Genomic DNA, 25,005 nt, shown 5'->3' with positions numbered 1-25,005 from the left:
CAACATTTTACTGACTGGATAAAGGCAAAGTTATCGCTGATTTACAATGTGTGACTGTTACCGAAAATCACCGTGCTCGTTTGCGTAAACCGACAGCAACCAGGCCAAATAACCACCACCAGGTTGCGCTACCGCCACTTGACTGTTCGCTGGTATTCACCGTTGAAATGGTATTTCCTGACACTGTGGTTGCGTTGTAGTTACTAGTAAAGGTTCTAACACTTGCAACGTTCTGAACCGTATATTTTGGAGTCTGGCCACCACTAATTACACTCGTAATCCAAGGATAATAATCGGACACTTCCGTAAATACAGAGGTCACAGGTTGGTTTGGATCACCACACGTTGAGGGGCCAAAACTCGTTAAGCCTATCTGTATATACTGGGCACCGTTGTAGCGATAAACAGGACCACCAGAGTCCCCACCGCAAGTCGAATTTTTAAGTACTGAACCGGCATCAAAATCACCGTCGAAACAGATCTGGTTTGTAGTTAACGCCGACCCGTAGTAAGCCCTACACGATGAGTAGCTGACGAAATTTAATGTGGTCGCTCTTAACACGTCTCCATCTGCTCCACCTTCCTCGTAACCGTGACCTATCGCAACGAAAGTATCTGATCCAGGATATGTATCATCATAAGTTGAGCTTAATAAACTGGTTTGATCACCGACGCTGATTGGCGTTTCCAATTTTAATATGGCGATATCATCAGGCCACAAAAAGAAGCTTGATTGGATGTAACCATCTGGGAAGTAGACCTCTGAGATTCTCGACTTTTGCAGGACGGCAAAATCAGATTCCAAACGCGCCTGCGGAACAATATAGGTGTAGAGCACTCGAAAAGACGACTCGTAAATGCAATGAGCTGCGGTTAACGCATAGTTATCATTGATCATGGTAGCCCCACAATACTGGGAACCAGAGGTTGTATTGAAACCAATATACAAGGCGGCAAATGAGGGATAAGGCGCCATATTGGTGACATCACTGCCATTGATGATGTATGGCGTCACTGATTGGGCTCGAACTTGGGGTGCAAAAAACAATGCTGCATGAAAAACAATCAGCAGTGTCAGGTACTTCAGTGAAAGAAGAGAAAACCGCTCAGTTCGCATCTAGGACTCCGGTTTCGACTAACACTATTAAGTGTAGTCACCGAAGTTGAGATGTGCGTCGCAATATTCCTTATTTAGGAATTAGCTGTTCAAGTAATGGAAGGTTAAAAACGGCTCGAAGTCACTACTTCAAGCCATGTAACCCGGCTTTTTCAATTAGTCAGTCAGCGTGAGCTTAATTGGATAATTACGACCATTATTGTCTTGGTAGCCGCCAACAATCACATTGCCATCCGATGAAATATTGGAAACCCAAACACGGTTCATAATGCGATTACCCCGTTGCTCGCGAATGATATTATCCAAAAAATAAATAGTGTTGTTGTCCCAAAGAATCGGCTTTTTCACCGTTTCGTAATCGTTACCTTCAAATCTAGTACTGCCCAAAAAACGCTTTCCATCTCCCGACATCGCGGTGATCATGGTGCTCTTCGCGCCATCTGGCATAGGCAAAAACACATACCCTTGTGACTCATTCCAAATTACGGGCATGTCTACACTGCATCGCCCAGCTATGGTTGTCCCATCATGCGATACGTCTTCGGCAATAAAGCTGCAGCCCTGTGGGTCTTTCAAAGCTACGAAGCCAGCATCTTCACTCCATTTGTAGACATCTTTACCGGTGCTACCAACGATAACACTCGCGTCTTGTGAAACAAAAGTAGCGCTGCGCCAACTCAGCTTGTCTTTACCAGTGCCAATTTCAGACAGCTTGCCATTACCGGTTTGCCAGCGAAATGCGGCCATATCATCGCCCCAACCCGCATAACCGACAACCGTTTCACCGTCTGCAGACATCGAAATTGCAGTTGAAATATAGTTGCTTTTTAAACGCGGTATTTCCTGCATTTTGTTTTGCTTTTCGCTGCTTTGTTTAGTCCAGAAGAAACTTTGTCCGCCGTTATGACCCACCACTTTTTTTCCATCGTCCGAGATGTCCATGGCAACCAATACGTTGCGGTTGTTTAACAGTCCTAGATGGGAGAAACCTTGCTGCGCATTCCAATGATACGCGAGTGGGATTTTACCTTTGCCACCGTCGTTGGGTTTAGACCCTACAAACACAAAATCAGAGCCATCGGCATCCACCAGTTTGGCACTGGTGCCTTTGGGCGCTTCTGGCGGGTTGGGCAAAACTTCTAGTGTGATGTTAAGCGCTGCCATTGAAGGCGCTGCCGCCAAAAAAGTTAATAAACCCGCCATTATCCTAATAGACTTCTTCATTCCCAAACTCCGTTTTGTTTTTTAAGTTGAAATCGGTAACTCTCACGGTTACCTCGCTGACTTTTTGAGCACAAGATTATGTCTGAGCCGGTAACTTAATTCATTGGATTGAGTGGTTTACGTGAAATAGCTCGTAACTATCTCAAACTTTAGTTATTTGAAACTGAGTCAAATTGGCAGGAATAGAAACAAAAAACGGCCCTGAAAAGGACCGTTTAAACTCAATAACTTATCTCAACAATTAAGATTAGCCGCGGTAGTAGCGCTGTGGAACGAACGGCATTTTCTCTACCGTCATTGCCAACTTCTTACCACGAACTTCGGCAAATACTTCGGTTCCGACAGGAGCAAACTCAGTTGCCACGTAACCCATAGATACCGGCTTACCCGCATTTGGTCCAGCGGTTCCACTGGTTACTATACCAATCTTGTTGCCTTCTGCATCAAACAACTCCGCACCTTCACGTACTGGAGCCTTAGTTTGGCCAACCAAGCCAACACGCTTACGGGCAACGTCTTTGGTTTCGATTTGCTTAAGAATAATGTCCGCACCTGGGAAACCACCTTCGCGATCACCACCAGTACGACGCACTTTCTGAATACCCCAAAGTAGTGACGCTTCAACTGGTGTGGTTGTGGTGTCCAAATCGTGGCCGTATAGACACAAACCACACTCAAGGCGCAGCGAGTCACGAGCACCAAGACCAATCCATTCTACTTCATCTTCAGAGGTAAGTTTGTTTGCTAGCGCCACCGCCTGATCGGCAGGAACGGAAATTTCATAACCGTCTTCACCCGTGTAGCCACTGCGGCTCACAATGCACTCAACGCCATCGATATCAATTTTTTGGATATCCATGAACAGCATATCGGCAACCGCTGGTTGGAAGCGCGCTAGAACTGCTGACGCTTTAGGACCTTGAAGCGCAAGTAGCGCGCGGTCTTCAATCACTTCCAGTTCAACATCTGCTGGCAGGTTGGCACGTAGGTGCGCGATGTCTTGCTCTTTACACGCCGCGTTTACCACAACAAATAGATGATCGCCTAAGTTCGCCACCATCAAGTCATCCATGATGCCGCCTTGCTCATTAGTAAAGAACGCATAACGCTGTTTACCTGATTCAAGGTCAACAATATCAACAGGAACCAAAGACTCTAAAAATGCAGCAGCGCCTTCGCCAATTAGACGAAGTTGCCCCATGTGCGATACATCAAACAAACCTGCGTTATCACGCGTGTGCAAGTGCTCTTTTTTTACACCTAGTTTGTATTGCACTGGCATATCAAAACCAGCAAAAGGAACCATTTTTGCGCCCGCTTCAACATGAACCGCGTGCAAAGGTGTAGTTAGTAATTCTTGAGTCATGGTTATCTCCGTTGAACTCGACCCGCTACAGGCAGCAATCCTAGTGTTCAAATCACTGAAATTTCTCGCTGCATATAAGAAGAAGCTGTATGTAAAGAACCTGAAGGGCGATCAATCGCGCACTTCATGTTTCCTATAGTAAACAAACTAACAGATTTATTTCACGCTTGTCTCACAACACATACGCAAAAATGTGACTTTTAACAGGTTGTTTACATCTCTAACAAACGCAATTTCTTTACAAATCCCGTTACGCTCGTCACAAAACGCCGCGAGTTTAGCGCAGTTCACCGCAAAAGCAAACGTTTGCTTTCACTATAGGAAACTTAACTGTTTGCGGTTTATTTCGCCGTCACCCATAAAATATGTGCATCTTCTTCACTGGTAGACACCAACATATGTCCCATGTTGGCATCGTAATAAACCGTATCACCTTCGTTCATTTCTACGGGTTCATAGAACTCACTGTAGAACATCACTGACCCGTCTAGGATAAGCAAAAACTCTTCGCCGTCATGGCGCACCCAATCACTGTATTCTTCGAAGGCCCTAGCGCGTACTCGGCTTTTGAATGGCATCATCTTTTTGTTAGATAATTGGGTAGCTAAAAGCTCGTGCTCATAGGTTTGGGTCGGGTGGGTTTTGCCCTCGTTTTTACGGGTTAAATCTCTACGCCCTGTTGCCACTTTTTTTCTTGGTGGTTCAAACAGTTGTGGCATTTCAATCTCTAGGCCAGTCGCCAGTTTTTGCATGGCCTGAAAGGTAGGTGAAATCTGCTCATTTTCAATTTTGCTCAGGGTGGAGCGAGCAAGGCCAGTACGTTGGCTAGCTTCTTCTAACGTCAGCCCAAGTTTCGAGCGAATTTCTTTAATTCTTTGCCCCAATTTTAGCGGTTCGATTGCCTGCTCTTGTTGCTCTTTCGCCAAGGTCAACGATGGGTATTCGTCGTAAATATCTTCAGACATAGAGGGGCCTCATTCTCTTTATTTTTGTTCTGTTTGTTTCCTCTTGTTTTCAAAACTGAGGAAACACTTCCTTGTCTTTTCATTGTGCATCATGCAACCAAGTGATGAAAGAAGCAGCATCAGAATAAAGGGTGCGCTAGTTAGCAAAAATAGAAACCATGTTTCCAATAGGAAATTTCTGGTTGAAACTTATCGTCTGTAGGGTTATGTTACCGATTTGTTAGATGGCGCAAACGTTTTCTTGCACGCAAGACCACCAAAATGCACATAAAAAGGTCTGCTTGAACAATGAATGCACAATCGCACTGACAAAGCGTTGTAAATCAGCAACAAGCGGATTCTTCTATCAAGTAAACCACGTGATAAAAGAGCCGTGCTGAAGCGTTTTAGAAGTGAAACAAGGTAGCAAGAGAAAACTCTACCCTACATAAACAGACTTGCTACGCGAAACATAAGGTCAGCGAATTATGAGTAACACATACCAAAACCATCGCTTAGATAACTTCTTTTCTACTAACTTGTCTGCGACAGACGATGCGGTCTTCGCTGGTATTCAGCAAGAGTTCACGCGTCAAAATGAACAGATCGAGCTCATCGCATCTGAAAACATCGTGTCTAAGGCAGTTATGCAAGCACAGGGCACTTGTTTAACCAACAAGTACGCAGAAGGCTATCCAGGTCGTCGCTACTACGGCGGCTGTGAGCATGTTGATACGGTAGAAGCACTCGCAATTGAACGTGCAAAAATGCTATTCAAGTGTGAGTACGCCAACGTTCAACCTCACTCTGGGGCGCAAGCCAATGGTGCAGTTAAACTAGCACTACTGCAGCCGGGTGATACGATTTTGGGTATGTCCCTCGATGCCGGTGGCCACCTTACGCATGGTGCACGCCCTGCGCTTTCAGGTAAATGGTTCAATGCAGTTCAGTACGGTGTTGATCGTGACACCCTAGAAATCGACTACGACCAAGTGCGTGAGCTTGCTGTCGAGCACAAACCAAAGATGATCATCGCTGGCGGCAGTGCGATTCCTCGCGTCATTGATTTTGCCAAGTTCCGTGAAATTGCCGATGAAGTAGGCGCTCTTTTAATGGTTGATATGGCGCACATCGCTGGCTTAATTGCCACAGGTGCTCACCCTAGCCCACTGCCGCATGCTCATGTTGTAACGACCACAACACACAAAACACTGCGTGGACCTCGTGGCGGTATGATCTTGACCAACCACGAAGACATCATCAAAAAAATCAACTCAGCAGTATTCCCTGGCCTTCAAGGTGGACCACTAATGCACGTTATCGCGGCAAAAGCAGTGGCATTTGGTGAAGCGCTAGGTCCAGATTTTAGCGCTTACATCGACAGCGTTATTGAAAACGCGCGCGCAATGGCGGCGGTATTGAAAGAACGCGGTTGTGACATAGTGACGGGTGGCACTGACACCCACCTAATGTTGGTTGATTTGCGACCAAAAGGCCTGAAAGGCAACCAGACCGAAGAAGCCCTAGAGCGTGCAGGGATCACATGTAATAAAAACGGCATTCCATTCGACACAGAAAAGCCTATGATTACGTCGGGAATTCGTTTGGGAACTCCTGCAGGCACAAGCCGCGGTTTTGGTATTGAAGAATTCAAACAAATCGGTAATTGGATTGGCGACGTATTAGATGGGTTAGTGGATAACCCAGAAGGCAACGCCGAAGTGGAGCAGCGCGTTCGCAAACAAGTGAAAGAGCTGTGCCGCCGATTCCCGCTTTACCAGTAAAAAAATTTAGATCCGTTCAAGTATTTGGAGATTATGCAATGGACACTACACTGAAGTTTGCCGAAAGCCACGAGTGGGTTCGTGACAATGGTGATGGCACTGTCACTATCGGTATTTCTGAGCATGCACAAGAAATGTTGGGTGACGTTGTTTTTGTTGACCTACCAGAAGTGGAAGACGAGATTGAAGCTGGTGATAGCTTTTCTCTTGTTGAGTCAGTAAAAGCTGCTTCAGACATCTACGCACCAATCACTGGTGAAATCGTAGAAATCAACGAAGAGCTAGAAGACAGCCCAGAGTTGATTAACGAAGAACCATACGAAGGTGGTTGGATTGTTAAAGTGAAATTGTCTGATGCAGGTGAGCTAGACAACCTAAAATCAGCTGAAGAATATCAAGAGCTTATCGACGAAGAGTAATAAGCCCAAATGTTGTAACCTGCCCACTTCTAACCCGAGTGGGCAGTTTTTCTTAGTACGCTACCAAAACCCGTACTAATGAGAAGGTAAAGGAACCATGACAGAATTACTTCAAAGCCCATTGCTAGAAAGCTTAGGCACTCAAAACGAATTTGTTGGTCGCCACAACGGTCCAAACGCCGCTGAGCAACTAAAAATGCTTCAGGCCATCAATGCTCAAAACCTAGATACACTGATCGACGAAACTGTTCCAGCGCAAATTCGCGTGCTTGAAGACATGAAGATTGCTGACGCGAAAAGCGAAGCAGACATGTTAGTTGCCATGCGCGAGTTCGCCGACAAAAACCAACTTAAGCGCACGTTCATCGGCCAAGGTTACTACAACACCTTCACGCCAAACGTCATCTTGCGCAACGTGTTGGAAAACCCAGGCTGGTACACAGCGTACACGCCATACCAACCAGAAATTTCTCAAGGTCGTCTTGAATCATTGCTGAACTTCCAGCAAATGGTTATGGACCTAACAGGCATGGACATCGCTAACGCATCACTACTTGATGAAGCGACAGCCGCCGCTGAAGCCATGACGCTATGTAAGCGTTCAGGCAAGAGCAAGAGCAATGTGTTCTTCGTGGCCGACGATGTTCACCCTCAAACTATCGCAGTAGTAAAAACCCGTGCTGAGTTCATCGGTTTTGAAGTAGTAGTAGCAAAAACAGATAGCCTGCCTGAGCACGATGTATTCGGTGCCCTACTTCAATACCCAACTACAACTGGTGAAGTTCGCGATCTAACTGACGTTATCGCGGCAGCTCAGAAGAACAAAACTCTAGTTGCTGTTGCTACTGACCTATTGGCATCAACGCTTATCAAACCAGCTGGCGAGATGGGTGCAGATGTAGTGATTGGTTCTGCGCAGCGTTTCGGCGTACCAATGGGTTACGGTGGTCCACACGCGGCATTCATGGCTACTCGTGAAAAGCACAAGCGTACTATGCCTGGCCGTGTTATCGGTGTTTCTATTGATGCCAAAGGCAAGCAAGCGCTTCGCATGGCAATGCAAACTCGTGAGCAGCACATCCGCCGCGAGAAAGCGACGTCAAACATCTGTACTGCTCAAGCACTGCTCGCAAACATGGCGTCTTTCTTTGCCGTATTCCACGGCCCAGAAGGTTTGCGCACTATTGCTCGTCGTACGCACCACTACACAGCGATCTTGGCGTCTGGCCTAACTAAATCAGGTTTCGAACTGGCGCACACTGGTTTCTTCGACACCATCACGCTAAACACTGGCGACAACACAGATTCGCTATACCAAAAAGCGCAAGCTGCAGACATCAACCTGCGCAAGCTTGATGGCCAAATCGGTATCAGCTTAGATGAAACAACGACAACGGCTGACGTAGAAGCACTATTTACAGTATTCGGCGTAGAGGCAGACGTAGCGACACTTTCTGCTGAAATTGGCGCTGACGAATTTGCTGCGATTCCAGCAGATGTTCGTCGTAGCACTGAGTTCTTGACTCACCCTGTTTTCAACACGCACCACAGCGAAACGCAAATGATGCGTTACCTGAAAAAGCTTGAAAACAAAGACTTCTCACTGACTCACGGCATGATCCCACTAGGTTCATGTACCATGAAGCTAAACGCAGCAGCTGAGATGATTCCTGTGACTTGGCCTGAATTTGGTGGCATTCACCCATTCGCGCCAATCGAGCAAGCAGCGGGCTACTCAGCACTAGCGGAAGACCTTAAGCAAAAGCTATGTGAAATCACAGGCTATGATGCATTCTCACTACAGCCAAACTCAGGCGCATCGGGTGAATACGCAGGTCTTATCGCGATTCAACGCTACCATACAAGCCGTGGCGAAGGTCACCGTAACGTATGTTTGATTCCAAGCTCTGCACACGGTACTAACCCAGCAACTGCTTCAATGGTTTCAATGAAAGTTGTGGTGGTGAAGTGTGATGATGACGGTAACATCGACATCGAAGACCTAGCAGCTAAGATCGAGAAGCACAGAGACAACCTATCAAGCATCATGATCACTTACCCGTCTACTCACGGTGTATTTGAAGAGCACGTGAAAGAAGTGTGCGACATGGTACATGGTGCGGGCGGTCAGGTTTACCTAGACGGTGCGAACATGAACGCACAGGTTGGTCTAACTTCTCCTGGCTTCATCGGTTCAGACGTTTCTCACTTGAACCTACACAAAACGTTCTGTATCCCACACGGTGGTGGCGGTCCAGGTATGGGTCCTATTGGTGTTAAATCTCACCTAGCACCTTTCCTACCGGGTCACGTTGAAAACGGTGTAGAAGGTGACGACCACGCCGTTGCAGCAGCAGATTTAGGCAGTGCCTCTATCTTACCTATTTCATGGGCATACATTGCCATGATGGGTAACAAAGGCCTAACTGACGCCACTAAAGTTGCAATTCTGAACGCTAACTACGTGATGGAACGCCTGCGTCCACACTACCCTGTGCTGTACCGCGGTACTAATGGCCGTGTTGCACACGAGTGCATCATCGATATCCGTCCGCTAAAAGAAGAAAGTGGTATTAGCGATGAAGACATTGCAAAGCGTTTGATGGACTACGGTTTCCACGCGCCAACTATGTCGTTCCCGGTTGCGGGTACGCTAATGGTTGAGCCAACGGAATCAGAAGACCTTGCTGAGCTAGATCGCTTCTGTGACGCGATGATCGCGATTCGCGAAGAGATCAACAAGGTACAAGCTGGCGAGTGGTCACTAGAAGATAACCCACTAGTTAATGCACCACACACGCAAGCTGATCTTTCTGCTGAAGAATGGGCACACCCATACTCACGTGAAGTAGCGTGTTTCCCATCAGCTCAAGCGAAAGACGCGAAGTACTGGCCAACGGTTAACCGCGTAGACAACGTTTACGGCGACCGTAACCTGATCTGTTCTTGCCCAAGTGTAGAAAACTACGAAGACTAATTAACAATTAGTGTTTGAAATGAAAGGCGAACCGTTTGGTTCGCCTTTTTGTTGAACACCACTGTTTAAACTTTTACTTAGGAGCTTGATCAAGCTGAGTAAACGTTTTTAGAGGGTCAAACGGAGTTTGGAATTTATCCAAACCTTTCAGGCGGGAAATCTCTTCGAACTCTATTCCATCAAGAACACTCATACTTTCCTTGTCAAGCTGTGAGTATCGTTTTAGGGCAATATACTCTTCAAGTGCCTTAGTTCGATTGGCAACGGCTAGTTCAAACAGCGTCCTAACATATGCATCTTCTTCTGTTTTTGAGCAAAGATGGTCAGCATTAGTTGAGAGCTCAAACAAAACTAATTTTTGTACATTTGTAGTCTGAGTTAATAACCAAGAGTCTGTGACTCGGGGAGCATTCAACTTTTTCTTCGCTAAACACCCTGAAATTTTACTATTCAATAACTCGTAAGCTTTTGTATGTTCAATTTGCAGCACGCTAACTTTTTGCGCTTCATAATTTCCCTGAGCGCTGCTTGGAAATAAAAGGCTTACAACAAAAAAACTAAAGAGAGTTATAAACACATGACCAAAATTCATAGTCTTTCCCTCTTGCAACTAAAGCCTCACGCTGCGCAATTTTTTCTAAAGCATTACGCTTAATTTGGGGTATTGCCACCATTGCCTCGTTGAATAACTTCCAATCGTAGACTGTTGCATTCCAACCTGCGGCGGTAATCGCGACACCAGTATATGTTTTCCTACCAGCAAATATATGGTAGAAGGGAATAAGCCCTACAATATCTTCCAAATACCCACTCATCTGAATAACATCATTCATTTCTTGTATAGCAGTAAATGTCCTTTGAGATGGTTTGAATCCATCAATCCTACAGAAGTTGCCTTTCATACTACTTCCTAATTTGCCACTCGACATGAAGCCAGTCTAAGCAATCGCTTTTTGGATCGTTTAATTGGCATTACCATATTTGGAATCAAATCACTTATTTGCAAGTTCTTGCCTGATAAGCACTTCTATTTTCAGCTCAATAACCAAATCCTATAGGAAAGCTAATGAAGGCTGGCTATTTAAGATTTAAATTATCCAAACAAATAATACTAATAAAAAGCTAAATGAGCTTAATAGATTCCAGCCCTAAAGCTTCTTCTTTGCCGTTTTGGCAATCTCTCCACCGTCTAACAAGTAGTGCCACACATGGGTTACCAGCAAGTTGGTTGGAGCGAACCCAGTCAACATCAATTAATGAGGTAAGTAGCTCAGTATTCATTTCTCCTTGGAGTGCGTGCCATTGGCGAATACTTGGTTGTCTGGTTAGTTGTAATTTAGGCGGCGCTAAGCTTCCTACAATGTAATAGCCTTGCTCTGGGTCATGCCATAACCTTTGAATACCAGGAATGTCTCTTAACCAGGCTCGAATGTCTTGCAATGGAATACCAAATACTCTTGAAGCAACTTTGGCCCAAGAACCGCTGAGGCTTGAACTTACAATTTTTTTGGGCATTTCACCTTCAGGCAACTTATTGTTCATCACACCTAACAGTGCTTTAAATGCATGTTGCTTTAGTTCTTTGTATTCAATAGATGATCGGTTTTCCTGCCATAAAGTACCTAGTGCTTCATGCCAACATGTTTTAATATCATCAAGCTGCATAAGTAAGGTATTTGCACTTTTCTCTGATAGCTCACCTTCTTCCTTCAATTCATTAATATGCTCTTCTAACACGTCTCTTTCAGGTAACTGCCACTGTTTTAATGGCATAGAGATATTCTGTGATTGGAGTTCTTGCAGTGTTTCTGCAAGGTGGTTCGGAAGCATATGAGGCGTATCGTACTTGGGGTCTTGGTAGTAGATAGAAACAGATTCCGTTTTATGTATAACGATCGTCTGCCTGCGAGCAAATCTAGCATACTTTTCTGCATCACTACCAAAACCTTGCATTACCACCTGTGGTTGGTAGCTGTATGGCCATTCTCTACTCAACAATGCAAACAGCTGCTTTACTGAGGTATTAAATTTACCCAAAACTAAATCACAATTTTTTTCATGCTCTGATATGGTTGGATTAAAGGGGATGAGTACTGGTCTGTTATTTAGAACTGTAAACAGGTAACCGTCGGTTATAACAACAAGCTCTTCAGTTAGAACGTCGCGCTCTTCAGGAAGTATTGAGCTTAATTTGACCTGATCATCATGCAGCAAATGCTTGATACTTAATTCTTTGATGACTATTTCTAAATTGCGTTTCAGTGCCTCCATCCTGCTATCTGTCTCAAACATAGATAGAGCATAGTTATAGTATTCGTCTTCAGGTACTAAGTATGTTTCATCACTCTCTTCGTCGCTAATTTCATTAATAAGCTTGGCTTCGATGGAGTCACCGTCTAAGTCATATGGGTTTACATTGATATGCTGGCAAGCGACCTTAGTGCGAAGTTTAGTTGTGAGAGGGTAATGGTCTTCAATAACTCCAGGATATTGATCTAAAAGAACTAAAATTGAATCAGACTTACTGAATTCAAGGCTATCAATATTTTGAGGGGCGCAATCAGGTAAAAGATTAAGTTGCGTGTTAATACTTTTTTCAGATAGCGCTTGATTAAGTGGCAACAACATTTGCTCAGCCGATATGTTCTTTGAGAACCGTAAGTCGAGCACAAGAATTTTTTCTAGCAATGCTACACTAGGCATTGTATTTCGAGTTTTTGGACCTTGCTTATATTTAGTCTTGAGAGGTAATGGTTTGAGGTTTAAGATTTTAGGCTTTAGGTTAAAACCATATGCTTGGGCTTTATCAATCAATTCATCTTGAATAGGTTTAAGCAAGCATGGCCAGCTGCCCTTGAAGGCATCTACATTAGAAAGATCAATAAATGCGCGTTGCTTTCGTTTGTTCTTATTTTTACGTATTTCTGAATACACAGGCCCGGAAGGTTTTTCACCTTTTTTAGGTATCCAGCGCACTAAAACGTTGTTCTTATCATATACCCACATAGAATTGCGGTGTTCTGCGTTGGCTTTTGCGCTGTCTAATACACGAAGTGGTACATTCTCATGAAAGAGAACTACTTCGGTCGTATTCCTATCCCTGCGTTGTTGAGTTCTACAATCTAAACTGATTGCATTGACGCCTGTACTTTTTTTAGTGTTCCAAGTATCTATTTTAAGAAGAGGCCTACCTAATGTATGACTTCCTTTGCAATGAGTCCCAAATGCAGATACTTTGCGCATTATCAAACGTATCCAGATGGGGTTCATTTCAGCGGAGTATTGGACTTTCTCGGGGCGAATATCCATTCCATCTTTATTGAGAATAACTGGTGGCTTAGTTGTTTCAGAATCCACAGCTACAAACAAGCCAAATTGCCCTTTGTAGCTGCGCATCAAATATGGGTAGTAACGATTAGAAAGCTCTGTGTCTAAGTGTTCTTGCCACTCCTTCCATCGATATGATTTGTTCAATGGATAATGGTAAACCACTAGTTTCTTTGCTTTTTCAGCGTCGATTTCACTGTCTAAGTAAATTGTGTGAGAAAGGGGCAATTCTCTTACTATTTGATTGTTATTGCTCACCTTTTAGTCCTCTTTCTTGTTTTGTTGTTCAGAAACCAAATCCACAAAGTGGTTGAAGCCAGTGGTTACAGTATCTTTAGCATCATGACCTATGCAGCCATTAAGTACGATAATGTCCGCCTCAGTAACAGGCACTTGCTTTAATTGTTCGTTAAATCCTACAAGTGAAGCATCATGCTCAGTACAGACAAAGTTGAGTATGGCTAGTTTTGTTTCAGAGCCTTCCGCATTTCGAATTGCTTGTAGTTTACTAATTAATCCAAGTGGGGCTTTGTCAGGTTGAGCACCATTTATTAGCCATTCTTGGTATTGCTCATCAGTTTTATCGAGGCTGTCACTTCCCCAAAACTTTGCATCAACTCTAAAATCAGTTTTTGAGACTGTAAAATCATAAAGCTCAAGTACACTTTGGCTATTTAAGGTTGTGTGAGTGGCCACGTTTTGCGAATGCAATAAAGCTCGTATTGCCTCTTCACCCAACCTCCCTTGTAAAATTCTCTGGGTGATGCGAGGGTGGAGAACATATGTCTCCTCTAATTCACAAGCGATAGGATACATTGAGGTCCTGTAGCCCTTTTTGTTGAACCAATCTATGATGGCGCTGTGTGACTGAATGTAGCTGTATAGTCTGTCTGGACGATAGGGGATGCGGCCCTTACCTGGTTCACTGAAAAACTGCCATGTTTCAGGATCGTACCAGATCTCTGTGAATGAACTGCTGTGAGATGGCTTTTCAATACAAGCCCAATCTTTTAATGGTGTATGAATGCCATAAACAAAGCTTTTGGGGTTCCAAGCATAATCTAGTTGCAGCACGGCACGCCCCAATTGTGTCCAAAGTTTGGCTATGTCATCCGTAATTTCTGGATACTCGCGTGACTTTCGAATTGCTGGAATTAGCTTATCATCAATAATACTGACAGCGTTTTCACCAGTCTGACTCGGCGTAAACATCGCACTGAAAAAATCGTTAGAAGATTCATCATCAATGGAAGTTAGCCTATCGAGAAGTTTTTGGTTTAAGTCACTCAGTATCTGTCTATGGTTAGTATAAGAAGGCAAGGCTGTAAATTTAATTAGGTCTTGAGCCAGCTGATGCGAAACGTATATTTCAACGTTACCAATATGATCCCAAACTCGTTCCAAACGACCAACTTGTTGCTGTATGTCTGCCGCCGTATTTTTTATGTAGTCCGAGCCTTTTTTATAAACAGAATTATTTAGCTGAGATATTTGGTAACCAGTTCCATCCATTACTGCTGAAATATATTTCCTATGCTCCTTTCTAGAAATTTCACCGTACCTTCGAAGTTTATCTAAATTTCGCATTTGATAACCCGCATGTGCCATTTTGTCTAAATTTTCATCGCTGTTATCCTGCGGTGAAAAATAGTAGTGACGAGACTCAAGTATGTATACACATGTAAGGTCCATGCTTTTATCATTGCTCAGTTTAAAGTCTAAGTTGATGCCGTTGGTTGCTGAAGCCGTTTGGGTAATAATTAGAACAGGATATTCTTCATCAAATGCAGCTTGGTAAGCTTCTTTAAATCCAGGACGTTTTTGGCATTCAGCGTTTAGTAGGCAGATAGTGATGTCTTGTTCGTTTACGCTAATTGGAATGAAAACATCTTTGAATAGAGCCAATAGCTTGTTTTGGTTGAATTCTTTGGCAACTTTTTCGTTTGTACATAGCCACTGAATGCTGTTGCGGCTAGCTTTTGCTTCATCTTCTATTAACCATTTACGAAAATATTTCGTTGAATTTACATAAGCGAGCTGGCCCTTATGTTTTTCTTTCGTGCCAGCTACTGCAACTACATTGATAAGTTTTAATAGTGTGCTTTCTCTATGTTCCTTTGCGCTGGTGGAAATACTGCTATCGGAGTCCTGAAAAAATTCGGGAACTAAATTAGAAAGAACGTCGATTTTCTCCTGTTGGGATAACTGGTCGTCAAAACCAGAAACAGTTACTTCTAGGTCGGTTTGTCGTAGTGTTGCCTTTTTATCACTCAGGTAGGCGATCATATTATTTTGACGTTGTATATCAGCGTCTGATTGGCAGTAAGGTATAGGTCTTTTACTCCAGTCTTTTGGTTTATCTTTGAACTCATATCCTAAGTAGCTTTTCTGGATATCAGGCGTTCGGCATTCTGCAATGTAACGCAATGCAGAGTTGAGCCAACGAATATCGAAATGACCAAGGGCTCTTTCAATATACGATGTTGCAGATAAGCCAAATACTAAATTTCGGCTGGCTAATGAAAGTAATAATCCTTCGGGAGTTGTCGGTAAGAAAGCTCTTCGGATCTGAATACGCAAGCGGTCTAAATCATTTTTTTGATCATTTTGCTTCAGTTGCCAATTAGTAAGTCCAAATATGTTTGCATGAGTATTGGGTAGGATATTGCTCTTTCGAAGACTGTTAAGCTCTGGCAAACTAGTTTGTGGTAAAGAGAACAATGACATGCTTGGTAAAGCGCTGCTGTAGTGAGATGGGCGATAGTCATTAGCTGCGTCAAACAGTAAACTACTCAATTCTCTTAATAAATCTTGTTCCTCACCATCTGAAGAAGAAAAGTCTGACAGCATTAAACTAAACTGGCGTATATATTTTTCCATTAGTCGAAGGAATTTATCGATATCGATTTCGTCAGCTGTCAGTTTGTCTCCGTAATGCCTTTCTTTTACTGCGAATCCATGTGAGGCTTGAGTCATCGAAAGTTGGCTGCTAGTTACCAGGTGGTCAGCTCGAAATAAATATTGAGACTTAAATGATTTTCCTTCTAGATGGTCCTCTGCTGGTATAACTAGAGCCCTGTCTTCTTTCAAATTAATGTTGTTTTCTTTCAATTCATCTTCGAGATCATCTAATAATTTGGTAAGCCTTTCTCTGATCTCGGGAACTCTGCCATCTTCGTCAAATAGCATCCTTTTTAGTAATCTTCGACCACCATCAAGTAGCTGTCCTAGGCACTCAGGCGGCTCATGTACCAGTTGAGACTGGGAAAGTAATTGCTGAAGCACATCAGATTGATAATCAAATTCATCAACAAATATAACGTGGTCTTTTAGGTCGTTACTCGATATACGTACTTTTTGTGCGCCATCGTAAAAGGAAGAAAATAGTTTCTGCGTTGTCATGATTAACAGGTGTTGCTTATCATCATGCCATGCAATGCCCGGGAATATTCGGCGAATCCAGTCGTTACTTCTAAAGGCATGGAGTTTACTTTTCACTACCTCTGTTAATTTAGCGTCATCACCATATTTTTCTTTTGCCTTCTTAGCTTCATTTTCAAGAAGTTTCATGTTTTTCAACAGCATAAATTCAAGTTGGCCACAAGATCGTTGTAAATCTTTTTTCATCAGGCGCGAATATTTACCTAACGGAGCTGAAGACTGAAAGCTGTTTTTCTCCAATATACTTGCTTCACGCATTATTTTACGGGCGGTTTTTTGTATGGCTGAATATCCCCATTTGTCATGGGGTAGCAACCCCTTGCCATTCAAGGTAATTAAAGTATTTTGAGGATCTGGTAAATCTTGTGATTTGACATCTACTTCATGAGGAAGAGGCTTTCTCAGTAGGGCTGAGATGATGTTTTCATCCTGGGCGTAAATAACACTTGCCGTAAGGGCGGATCCTGTAGAATCCTTGCTCTTTATGACATTAGCGTAAACGTCATGAAGAATATTCCATCTATGGGTGACAAAAATGGACTGGTGCTTTGTTGAACTTATTTGTTCGAGTGCGGGTGGTAGCCCATCGTCATTACCATGTCGGTATAGGGCACTGCTTTTGCCGCCTCCGGTAGGACCTTGTAGCATGCAGAAACCTGCGATACCGCGTCTACCTGTTTTACGAGATTTTGGGGATTGTAATCCTAAACGGATCGCTTGGGTGAGAGTATCTTCAATAATCGCATTATAGGAACGCGCAGACACACTAGTTGTCATATTACACCTCATTCAGTTCAGGTTATCGAGGGTGATTAAAAAACACTTATTAGGTGTTGTACCAAATTGTAGTTGGTTAAAAAAACAACATCGTCCAAATTACACACCATTTATGTTTATTTCAAGCTCTCCAAAGATAATAGATATGCGTCTATTTTAATAACATGATCCGGTACCCTTTTCGGTGCGGTTTTGACTCGTGAAGATATGAATATTGGAAAACCCAATCCAGAGTTTTTTTAAAGTGCGCTAACATACTTTGCGTGCCGATAGACCAGCGCATAGTTTTTGAGGAATCGACTAGTGGTATATAGGCCGCTTAAGCCAGCTTTGCCGATTGCGTTGTTATGTAGTGTCTGATGCCGATGGAAAACAAAAGCCGATTTTAAAACAACTCCTTAATTTCATTGAGCTTAGTCAGTTTGCATTTAAACAGATTTGGATGAGATCTCACCCCATCCGGCTTCCCCTTCAAGGGGAAGAGCTGTTACGTCAATCGCTACAAGGTTTGCGTGATAACAGAACGTATTTTGAGCTAGTTGATTGAACAATTCGCCGCTTAAACTCAGATCTTTCCGACTGTCGTAAAGGCAAGGCGCTACGACTTGTATAGTTTCATAGCTTCAACAGCCCTTTCTTTTACAAAGGGCTTTTGTTATGCGGGTAGAACGTTGGCTGTTAAGAGTGTTTGCTTATCTTATTGGGCATGCCAAGTGTTGTTTACCCAGGTGCTTAAACGCAATGTATAGGCTTGTTGATCTGGGTGGACAGTTTTGATGTAATCAAACGCCTTACTATCGTACGCAACCATATGAGCCATAGCGTAAACAGTGCCAGCTGGTTGGTATGGTTTGTTGGCATCACCACGTTTCAAGTCGGGCTTCCAGCCTGTATTTACAAACTCGATATGTACATTATTTATTGGGTCTGTAAAGTAAGGTACCCAAAACTGGTAGGCATCGGCAATGCTACCATGGGTGTTGTCTTTGTATGCAAACAACTGATCAGCGGATTGTTTTCCTTTATACGCCGTCACCGCTTTCAAGATTCGAGCATAATATTGTTGATTGTAAGCGTGGTAAGTTACGGCATCACGATTGGTAAAATCATTCGTTTTACCATCTGGCTCAATATTCACTTTCGTGAATCGTTTCAGCGCATCGACACTGTATTGATAGAGTTCAGTGTCATCGAGAATCATTGCTAAGTTAAACAAAATAGCCAACCGTACGTTTTCCCAGTTGTTTTTGATTAAGGTTCCCGTAAGTTTGTAGTGACGGAAGTAGTCGGCTTGTCGAGTCAGCCATTGATCAATCACTTCCACTGACTCTCTGTTCATGGCCGGCTTGATTAGAGAATAGGCTTCATATACATCAAGCAAAATTGATTCATTTGGGGTATGGGGGCTAGGACTAATGTTCCTTGCGAGGTTCACCATCAACTCCGTTGCTTTTTCCAAATAGCGCTCGGCCTCTTCCGCGTTTTCGGTCAGGTTCCATGCAAGTGCAAGTGCGTAAATACCCGTCGTGTGGGATTTTAGCGTTTTTCGCTCATAGCCAACATGTGGGAAATGACTGAGTTCAAGCGCAAGCGCCTCTTGAGCCGGCGCCTTAATCCACGCTTTATATGACTCGCGAGCAGCAGGAATTTCGGTAATTTGATTGTGCATCTGCTGGGCGCCAGCACGAGGAACAATAAGATTGTCATGCTCAGCTAGAAACGCGAAGGAATGGCTCGATATGAGTGCTGAAACGAGTCCAGCCACTGCAGTTAAAGTTAAGTTCTTATTCATTTTTGTCTCGTATTTTGTAGGTTACACATTTGCTATCAATCAGCGACACAAAACTACGTCAAGACAATAAGACAAAATGAAATGACATTTCAATTTGTGATATTCACTGTATCTCTATGAGATACGGCGTAAAAACTGTGACCTGCTTATAAGCTCATTTTGCCCGAAATCGCCAAAATTCGTTGTATTCGGGCATGAAGAACAAATTGCGAGGACAGCCACTCGAGTGGTTCTTAAAAACTACTCATTCATCCTCGCTAACACAAACTCTACAAAATTCCGTCTTGCGATATTGTCTTTCTCTTCATTCCAGATAAGCCCTACATCCCAGCTTGAGTACTTATCAGTAAGTGGAATGAATCGGATGTTAGTGCGGCTTATTTCTTTGGCGCTTGCCGGTAAAATCGTGTAGCCCAAATTCGCCGAAACTAGTGCCAATAGAGTCAAAATATCATCGGCTTGTTGCGTAGCTTCAAGGTCACGCTTGTGATGAATGAGGTATTGGGTGATATGGCGGTGAAGTCCTTTGCCCCTTTCGGGGTTAAGTTGAAGATAATTCAGTCGACTGAGCGAGCGCCAAAGGTTTGCTTCGTCAATCTGTTCATCTTCATGGACTGCTATCACTAGGTTGTCCGTAAAAAGCTTTATCGAGCGTAATGGAGGCGCTAGGTTTTCTAGCCGATTGAAACTTAAATGAAGCTCACCAGTTAGCAGCTTTTCTTGCTGCAGCGACGATGGCATGTCGTTAAGGCTAATATCAATATCTGGGTAGTTCTGCTTAAATCGTGCTGTGATTTCAGGTGCAGTAAGATAAGTCGAAATACCAAAGCCAATATTGAGATTACCTTGCCTTCCCTCCGCTAACTGTTTAGTAAAACGACTAAACTGAGCAAAACCATTGAGTAGCCTTTGTGCCTCTGGAAGCAAGTCTTGCCCCGATTGAGTCAGCACCGCACCATAACGTCCTCTTTCAAACAGCTGCAAATTGATTTCACTTTCTAATCGACGAATCTTCTTGGTGAGTGCTGATTGAGTGATAAATAAATGTTCGGCGGCGACTCTAAAATTGCTGTCTTTGGCGAGTTGGCAAAATGCTTTAAGCGCATCGATTTCCATTCCAATTACTCATTAATTAAGGAATATTGTTCATTATATGGAATCATACTATTTGGTTAAAGTGGTGACACCTCGCAATTGAATATCTGATCGAAGTTCTAAGTAAAGGAGTGAATCACCATGAAACAGCGATACATTTTTATCAATATGAATGGATTAGTCGTGCCGCAGTCACTGGAAGGCGATGACGCTGGAGCAGTATTGCAAAGCGTTCTAAAACAGAATGCCATTGTGCTGCCCGTTGTTTGCAATGCTAAAGATAACCAAGATGCGCTGGCGATTTATAAAGACAAGATCGCTGGCAACCTCGAAATGCTAGAAGTCTCTTCAAAAAAAGAGGCACTGTATGTCCAATAAGTATTCCGCAGTTATTTTTGACATGGACGGCACCCTGATTGATTCAAGGAAAGTCATCGAACAGGCATGGAGACATGGCGCTAGTTTGGTTGGCTTGGCGATCTCTGAGCAAGATATGGAGGCCCATGTACATGGCCGCAGTGCTGAGCACACACTAAAGTACTTTTTTGGTCATCTCGACCAAACAAAAGTTGCTGAAATTAAAGACGCAGTTAATCGCTATGAAGAGCATGCAACATCAGAGCTTATTGAAGGCGCTAAAGCGTTTCTTCAAGAGTTAAAGCTCAATCATGTAAAAATTGGCCTGTGCACAGGCAGTTGGCGTGAACGAGTAAATTTTGTGTTTGCAGAACATGAACTGGCCCCTTTTTTCGATGCGGTTGTGACTCGTGAAGATGTGAATGTGGGCAAACCCAACCCAGAGGGCTTTTTAAAGTGCGCCAACGTACTTGGCGTGCCGATAGATCAATGCCTAATTTTTGAGGACTCAACCAGCGGTATACAAGCCGCTCACGCCAGTGGCACGGATTGCGTTGTTATAGGATCTAATATCGATGTTAAACAAAAGCCGATTTTAAAACAGGCCCCTAATTTCATTGGGCTTAGCTTAGCCAGTTTGTTGTGATAAATGTTGAGTTAAGAAGCAGAGGAGCTGAGTTTACTCCTCTGACTGCCACTGCTCGCCTTCTTCTCAATGTCTAAAACCTGAGCTATGAAGGTATGAGGAGGGCTCAGAGACATCCATAAAAGCAAACGTTTAACGCATATAAAATCCACCCAAGCCGCAGTTTAACTATTGAATTTTAAAGCCAAACTATGCACCAGGTACTCCACAGAGCATTAGAAACCATGCTTTGCGGCTTAAAAGTGGAACAAAGCGTGACTTTTGTTCTCTATTTTGGTGGTTTAAGTCCCGGTATTCTTTTTGAAAAACAACACAAAGAGAATTTCAGATGAACCAAAAAACACTTCGCTGGGGAATCGCGGGTTTAGGAAACATTTCCCATCGATTCGCAGAAGCCATTTCAAGCCAATGCCAAATTGGAATACTGACCGGAGTAGCGGCTCGCGATGAAAAACGTGCTGTACTTTACGCCAAACAGTACGGAGTACCGAGAGTATTTGATTGTTATCAGTCAATGGCAGAATCGGACGAGATTGATGCGGTCTACATTGCCACTGTGCACCCGTTTCACAAGCCTTTGGCAAAATTGTTTCTTGAACATGGCAAGCACGTCCTTGTGGAAAAGCCGGCCTTTACTAACTTAGCCGATTGGCTAGAAATGAAAGCTCTCGCGATAAGTAACAATTGCCTACTACTAGAAGCAATGAAGACCGTGACCTACCCTGCGTATCAGCAGCTTAAACAGTACCTCAGAGAAAATCGCGTTGAGCTAACTGAGATGCGCGCCCATTTTGGCTACCAAATGGACTATGACCCTGAGTGTTTTGTTTTCAATCCTGAGCTTTCAGGTGGTGCTACGCTTGATGTTGGGGTATATGGCTTATGGCTTTACTGCGATTTATGTGACTGGCAAAACCAAGTCAGAGTGCACCCCAGCGTGAAAATGGATCGCTCAGTTCCAAACGTCGACATCGATACTAATACCTCATTCATTTTTGGTGGTGCAATCAAAGGGGATATACGCGGAGCGATTACTGAAAAGATGGCACACACTGCCACGCTAAAGGGCACGCTTCCACTGGCAAACGGTAAGCGAGAAACGGTTGTAATCTCAATCGGTCATACTTGGTGGAATCCGGAACTCATTACCATTCAATCAGACAGTATCCACAAGGTGATTGAGATTGAAGCTCAAGGCAATGGGTTTGAATTTCAAATCGACCATTTCTCAGAGTATGCATTGGCAGGTAAACTAGATTCAGAAGTGCTAAGCCACAAAACAACTGAAGCAGTTTTAGCTATTATGGACGACGGGCTAAACAGCAATGGTTTTTCTCACATAACCTTAGGTCGTTAAAGGCAGTGACAATTCAATCAAATTAGAAAAACTATATGGGGACAAAGTAACAAGATGGCCAAATTGAAACGAAAGCTAGAGCTGTATGAAGAGCTTTTCAAAACGTTTGGCCCGGGAGAGTCGAAAACGCAGCTAAACGATCTCTCAGAACTTTGGCATGTCAGTACACGCCACACGTCTACTTTGTTACAACAATTCACGGACCTCAATTGGCTAACTTGGACAGCAGAGCGAGGACGTAGCAAACAGGCGACACTCGTCCTTTTTCTCGAACCCATTGACGCATGTTACAGCCAGTTGGGGCCTTTTGTTGAAAGTGGCGACGTTGACCAATTACTCGATGTTCTAAGCTTCGGTCAGCGTGACGCTCAATCCCAGCTCCAGCAGTATTTGGCGACCGAAAACTCCAGGAAGCGTCCTAAAGTTTACATCCCATTTCATCGAACCATTAGTACGCTTAATGTGTTGGAATCAAAACGAAGAACCGAGCGCTTTTTAATTACACAGGTTTACCAAAGGTTGACTCGAGTCGTCACTCGCAATGATTCCACTGTTTCAAGCGAAGTCACTGGTGACCTGGCTTATCACTGGACGTCATCAAGTGATGCGACGCTTTGGCGATTTCAGTTACGAAATCAGGTTCTATTTCATCATGGACAAAACCTTACCGCCAATGACGTTTGTATTTGTTTAAATGCACTCGTAACCCACCCTTACTGGCGCCGCAGTTATAATCATATTCAAAATGCTAAAGCGCTAACAAATGACGTAATTGAAGTCACGTTAACGAGACCTGATTGGCACTTACCGAGATTATTTGCACGACCAGAGGCCTCTATCTATCAGTTCAGCCACACAACTAAATGCAAGCTTTGGCCTATTGGTAGTGGTCCTTTTTCGCTCGAAGTGGCTTCTCAGCGTATTCTCAGACTGAAACGCAACCCGAATTACTGTCACCAAACGAGTATTGTCGACCAAGTAGAATTATGGGTGCACCCCGGTTGGCAAGAAAGCAAAGCTTGCTCTGCCAATCAATTATGCCTTCGTCTTCCAGAAGCAACTCGGTCCATACCTTGTGTCGGCAGTGCGGAGTTTTACCTGATAACCAACCCGCAAAATACTAATCTCCCGTTGTTTTATGAGGATACGAGCGAATCAAAACAATTGAGCCTTGCTCAGGAGCGCAATCACTCTTCGGCTACGCAGATTGAGTATGCGCACTACCACGACGGCCAAGGCGCACAAGTTGTGAGTTTGATTGATGAAAATGACCCATTTGGTGTGTGGCTGAACTTTCTGTGGCAATTCCCATTTAGTAACCTTGCTTTGGGATCTGCCTTCATCTCAAAAATAAATGACTCGCTTCAAGAAATTCAAAGCGAACCCGACTTTGAGCAAGCCGTTGCTATGCTGCGCGCACTAAAACAAGACTTGGTTGATCAACGCATTCTGAGGCCATTAAAAACAGAATCGTTCGAGTTAAACATTTCAACCCGATTAAACGGGGTTGTAACCAATGGGTATGGATGGGCAGAACTCGCCAACCTTTGGATAGAAGATAGCCAAGCCGCAATTAAGTAGACCTCTTAAGCTTGGACACTATGGGTCATGACCAATAACTTTGAACTTTTAGATCGGACCCGCTTCTAACTTGTTCGAATGACAGAGATTTTTCCCGTGAGGTCACCAGTGCTCAACTACGTTGCTCGATTCATAAAACAAAACCGTTCAACCATTATTTTCTTTGTGCTAATGGGCGTTTTTCGAAGCTCCATTGCAGACTGGAATCATGTACCCACAGGATCCATGCAGCCCACGGTAGAAATTGGAGACCGAATTTGGGTGAACAAATTGGCTTACGATGTACGGCTACCGCTGTTCGGAACTCAACTTATGAGTCACGCGGATCCAAAGCGTGGCGACATCATTATCTTTGATTCTAAAGCGATGGATATTCGCTATGTTAAGCGTGTGGTTGGCTTGCCCGGTGATAAAATCGAGATGAAAAACAATCTAGTAATTATCAACGGCGAGGCGTTAAGTTATCAATATCAAGCCGACGCGATGCATCAAATTCAGTACTTGGAATCTTTACCAGGTAAACCGCATCAAATTTTACTCAATCGGACCGCGAGTCACGCAGCTACTTTTCCTGAGGTCACAGTCCCAGCCGGTCACTATTTGGCCCTAGGAGACAATCGAGATAACAGTGCCGACTCACGCTTCATCGGATTTGTGCCAAGGGATGAAATTATTGGTAGAGCCAATAGCGTGGTAATCTCATTTGATTACGATAACTACTACCTCCCAAGAACGGATCGTTTTTTACAACCACTAGATAGTTAGCGAGCTCAATCCGTCCAAGCATTTCAGTTCTAAAAA

18 protein-coding genes are annotated in these 25,005 nt (G+C 43.7%); 8 read left to right on the top strand and 10 right to left on the bottom strand.

Features of this window, described 5'->3' with window-relative positions:
* Nucleotides 1-67 precede the first annotated feature (67 nt).
* The 4 genes from ACXAFJ_RS17690 to ACXAFJ_RS17675 form a co-directional block, all read right to left on the bottom strand.
* A complete protein-coding gene (locus ACXAFJ_RS17690; protein ID WP_475325249.1) occupies nt 68-1,117 on the bottom strand; it encodes a trypsin-like serine protease in 1,050 nt (349 codons plus the stop codon).
* A gap of 156 nt (nt 1,118-1,273) precedes the next feature.
* Nucleotides 1,274-2,341 (bottom strand): hypothetical protein, encoded by a 1,068-nt coding sequence (locus ACXAFJ_RS17685; protein ID WP_475325247.1) that lies wholly within the window; start codon nt 2,339-2,341, stop codon nt 1,274-1,276.
* A gap of 247 nt (nt 2,342-2,588) precedes the next feature.
* The gene (gcvT, locus tag ACXAFJ_RS17680) at nt 2,589-3,707 is read right to left on the bottom strand and encodes a glycine cleavage system aminomethyltransferase GcvT (RefSeq protein WP_475325246.1); all 1,119 of its coding nucleotides are present in this window, start codon (nt 3,705-3,707) and stop codon (nt 2,589-2,591) included.
* 341 nt (nt 3,708-4,048) lie between these two features.
* Complete coding sequence (locus ACXAFJ_RS17675) at nt 4,049-4,672, bottom strand: helix-turn-helix domain-containing protein (protein ID WP_475325245.1); 624 nt, start codon at nt 4,670-4,672, stop codon at nt 4,049-4,051.
* A gap of 467 nt (nt 4,673-5,139) precedes the next feature.
* On the opposite strand from ACXAFJ_RS17675, the gene ACXAFJ_RS17670 reads away from it, so the two are divergent.
* The 3 genes from ACXAFJ_RS17670 to gcvP all read left to right on the top strand — a co-directional run bounded on the left by ACXAFJ_RS17670 (nt 5,140) and on the right by gcvP (nt 9,831).
* Nucleotides 5,140-6,435 (top strand): serine hydroxymethyltransferase, encoded by a 1,296-nt coding sequence (locus ACXAFJ_RS17670; RefSeq protein ID WP_475325243.1) that lies wholly within the window; start codon nt 5,140-5,142, stop codon nt 6,433-6,435.
* 38 nt (nt 6,436-6,473) lie between these two features.
* Nucleotides 6,474-6,854, top strand: coding sequence for a glycine cleavage system protein GcvH (gene gcvH, locus ACXAFJ_RS17665; RefSeq protein WP_475325242.1), 381 nt, complete (start codon nt 6,474-6,476; stop codon nt 6,852-6,854).
* A 97-nt stretch (nt 6,855-6,951) separates the two neighbouring features.
* Nucleotides 6,952-9,831: an aminomethyl-transferring glycine dehydrogenase gene (gene gcvP, locus ACXAFJ_RS17660; RefSeq protein ID WP_475325241.1), complete on the top strand. Its 2,880-nt coding sequence runs from the start codon at nt 6,952-6,954 to the stop codon at nt 9,829-9,831.
* 73 nt (nt 9,832-9,904) lie between these two features.
* Here gcvP and ACXAFJ_RS17655 read toward each other — a convergent pair whose 3' ends face one another.
* The 6 genes from ACXAFJ_RS17655 to ACXAFJ_RS17630 all read right to left on the bottom strand — a co-directional run bounded on the left by ACXAFJ_RS17655 (nt 9,905) and on the right by ACXAFJ_RS17630 (nt 20,284).
* Nucleotides 9,905-10,423, bottom strand: coding sequence for a hypothetical protein (locus ACXAFJ_RS17655; protein ID WP_475325239.1), 519 nt, complete (start codon nt 10,421-10,423; stop codon nt 9,905-9,907).
* Entirely contained in the window at nt 10,389-10,733 is a 345-nt protein-coding gene (locus ACXAFJ_RS17650; RefSeq protein ID WP_475325238.1) for a hypothetical protein, read from the bottom strand. The genes ACXAFJ_RS17655 and ACXAFJ_RS17650 overlap by 35 nt, the downstream gene beginning before the upstream one ends.
* Before the next feature lie 220 nt (nt 10,734-10,953).
* Nucleotides 10,954-13,416: a hypothetical protein gene (locus ACXAFJ_RS17645; protein WP_475325237.1), complete on the bottom strand. Its 2,463-nt coding sequence runs from the start codon at nt 13,414-13,416 to the stop codon at nt 10,954-10,956.
* Between the two features lie 3 nt (nt 13,417-13,419).
* On the bottom strand, nt 13,420-17,376 hold the full coding sequence (locus tag ACXAFJ_RS17640) for a hypothetical protein (protein ID WP_475325235.1): 3,957 nt from the start codon (nt 17,374-17,376) through the stop codon (nt 13,420-13,422).
* Nucleotides 17,377-18,073: 697 nt separating this feature from the next.
* The gene (locus ACXAFJ_RS17635) at nt 18,074-19,168 is read right to left on the bottom strand and encodes an alginate lyase family protein (protein WP_475325233.1); all 1,095 of its coding nucleotides are present in this window, start codon (nt 19,166-19,168) and stop codon (nt 18,074-18,076) included.
* Between the two features lie 240 nt (nt 19,169-19,408).
* Nucleotides 19,409-20,284, bottom strand: coding sequence for a LysR family transcriptional regulator (locus ACXAFJ_RS17630; RefSeq protein ID WP_475325232.1), 876 nt, complete (start codon nt 20,282-20,284; stop codon nt 19,409-19,411).
* 120 nt (nt 20,285-20,404) lie between these two features.
* On the opposite strand from ACXAFJ_RS17630, the gene ACXAFJ_RS17625 reads away from it, so the two are divergent.
* From ACXAFJ_RS17625 to lepB, 5 genes are all read left to right on the top strand, one after another.
* On the top strand, nt 20,405-20,641 hold the full coding sequence (locus tag ACXAFJ_RS17625) for a hypothetical protein (protein WP_475325230.1): 237 nt from the start codon (nt 20,405-20,407) through the stop codon (nt 20,639-20,641).
* On the top strand, nt 20,631-21,266 hold the full coding sequence (locus ACXAFJ_RS17620) for an HAD family hydrolase (RefSeq protein WP_475325229.1): 636 nt from the start codon (nt 20,631-20,633) through the stop codon (nt 21,264-21,266). The genes ACXAFJ_RS17625 and ACXAFJ_RS17620 overlap by 11 nt, the downstream gene beginning before the upstream one ends.
* A 328-nt stretch (nt 21,267-21,594) precedes the next feature.
* Nucleotides 21,595-22,623 carry a Gfo/Idh/MocA family protein gene (locus ACXAFJ_RS17615; RefSeq protein WP_475325228.1) on the top strand — a complete coding sequence of 343 codons (1,029 nt, stop codon included), beginning with the start codon at nt 21,595-21,597 and terminating at the stop codon, nt 22,621-22,623.
* A gap of 54 nt (nt 22,624-22,677) precedes the next feature.
* Entirely contained in the window at nt 22,678-24,204 is a 1,527-nt protein-coding gene (locus tag ACXAFJ_RS17610; RefSeq protein WP_475325226.1) for an ABC transporter substrate-binding protein, read from the top strand.
* 78 nt (nt 24,205-24,282) lie between these two features.
* Nucleotides 24,283-24,969: a signal peptidase I gene (gene lepB, locus ACXAFJ_RS17605; protein ID WP_475325225.1), complete on the top strand. Its 687-nt coding sequence runs from the start codon at nt 24,283-24,285 to the stop codon at nt 24,967-24,969.
* Nucleotides 24,970-25,005: the final 36 nt, after the last annotated feature.

The sequence above is a fragment of the Vibrio sp. ABH4_348 genome (assembly GCF_056159765.1).
This window is presented reverse-complemented; position numbering and strand designations above follow the sequence as displayed.

What these genes read in the sequence shown, in the direction of transcription:
- ACXAFJ_RS17690 (WP_475325249.1), bottom strand. Translation starts at nt 1,117, where the DNA reads ATGCGAACTGAGCGGTTTTCTCTTCTTTCACTGAAGTACCTGACACTG.
- ACXAFJ_RS17685 (WP_475325247.1), bottom strand. Translation starts at nt 2,341, where the DNA reads ATGAAGAAGTCTATTAGGATAATGGCGGGTTTATTAACTTTTTTGGCG.
- gcvT (WP_475325246.1), bottom strand. Translation starts at nt 3,707, where the DNA reads ATGACTCAAGAATTACTAACTACACCTTTGCACGCGGTTCATGTTGAA.
- ACXAFJ_RS17675 (WP_475325245.1), bottom strand. Translation starts at nt 4,672, where the DNA reads ATGTCTGAAGATATTTACGACGAATACCCATCGTTGACCTTGGCGAAA.
- ACXAFJ_RS17670 (WP_475325243.1), top strand. Translation starts at nt 5,140, where the DNA reads ATGAGTAACACATACCAAAACCATCGCTTAGATAACTTCTTTTCTACT.
- gcvH (WP_475325242.1), top strand. Translation starts at nt 6,474, where the DNA reads ATGGACACTACACTGAAGTTTGCCGAAAGCCACGAGTGGGTTCGTGAC.
- gcvP (WP_475325241.1), top strand. Translation starts at nt 6,952, where the DNA reads ATGACAGAATTACTTCAAAGCCCATTGCTAGAAAGCTTAGGCACTCAA.
- ACXAFJ_RS17655 (WP_475325239.1), bottom strand. Translation starts at nt 10,423, where the DNA reads ATGAATTTTGGTCATGTGTTTATAACTCTCTTTAGTTTTTTTGTTGTA.
- ACXAFJ_RS17650 (WP_475325238.1), bottom strand. Translation starts at nt 10,733, where the DNA reads ATGAAAGGCAACTTCTGTAGGATTGATGGATTCAAACCATCTCAAAGG.
- ACXAFJ_RS17640 (WP_475325235.1), bottom strand. Translation starts at nt 17,376, where the DNA reads ATGACAACTAGTGTGTCTGCGCGTTCCTATAATGCGATTATTGAAGAT.
- ACXAFJ_RS17635 (WP_475325233.1), bottom strand. Translation starts at nt 19,168, where the DNA reads ATGAATAAGAACTTAACTTTAACTGCAGTGGCTGGACTCGTTTCAGCA.
- ACXAFJ_RS17630 (WP_475325232.1), bottom strand. Translation starts at nt 20,284, where the DNA reads ATGGAAATCGATGCGCTTAAAGCATTTTGCCAACTCGCCAAAGACAGC.
- ACXAFJ_RS17625 (WP_475325230.1), top strand. Translation starts at nt 20,405, where the DNA reads ATGAAACAGCGATACATTTTTATCAATATGAATGGATTAGTCGTGCCG.
- ACXAFJ_RS17620 (WP_475325229.1), top strand. Translation starts at nt 20,631, where the DNA reads ATGTCCAATAAGTATTCCGCAGTTATTTTTGACATGGACGGCACCCTG.
- ACXAFJ_RS17615 (WP_475325228.1), top strand. Translation starts at nt 21,595, where the DNA reads ATGAACCAAAAAACACTTCGCTGGGGAATCGCGGGTTTAGGAAACATT.
- ACXAFJ_RS17610 (WP_475325226.1), top strand. Translation starts at nt 22,678, where the DNA reads ATGGCCAAATTGAAACGAAAGCTAGAGCTGTATGAAGAGCTTTTCAAA.
- lepB (WP_475325225.1), top strand. Translation starts at nt 24,283, where the DNA reads ATGACAGAGATTTTTCCCGTGAGGTCACCAGTGCTCAACTACGTTGCT.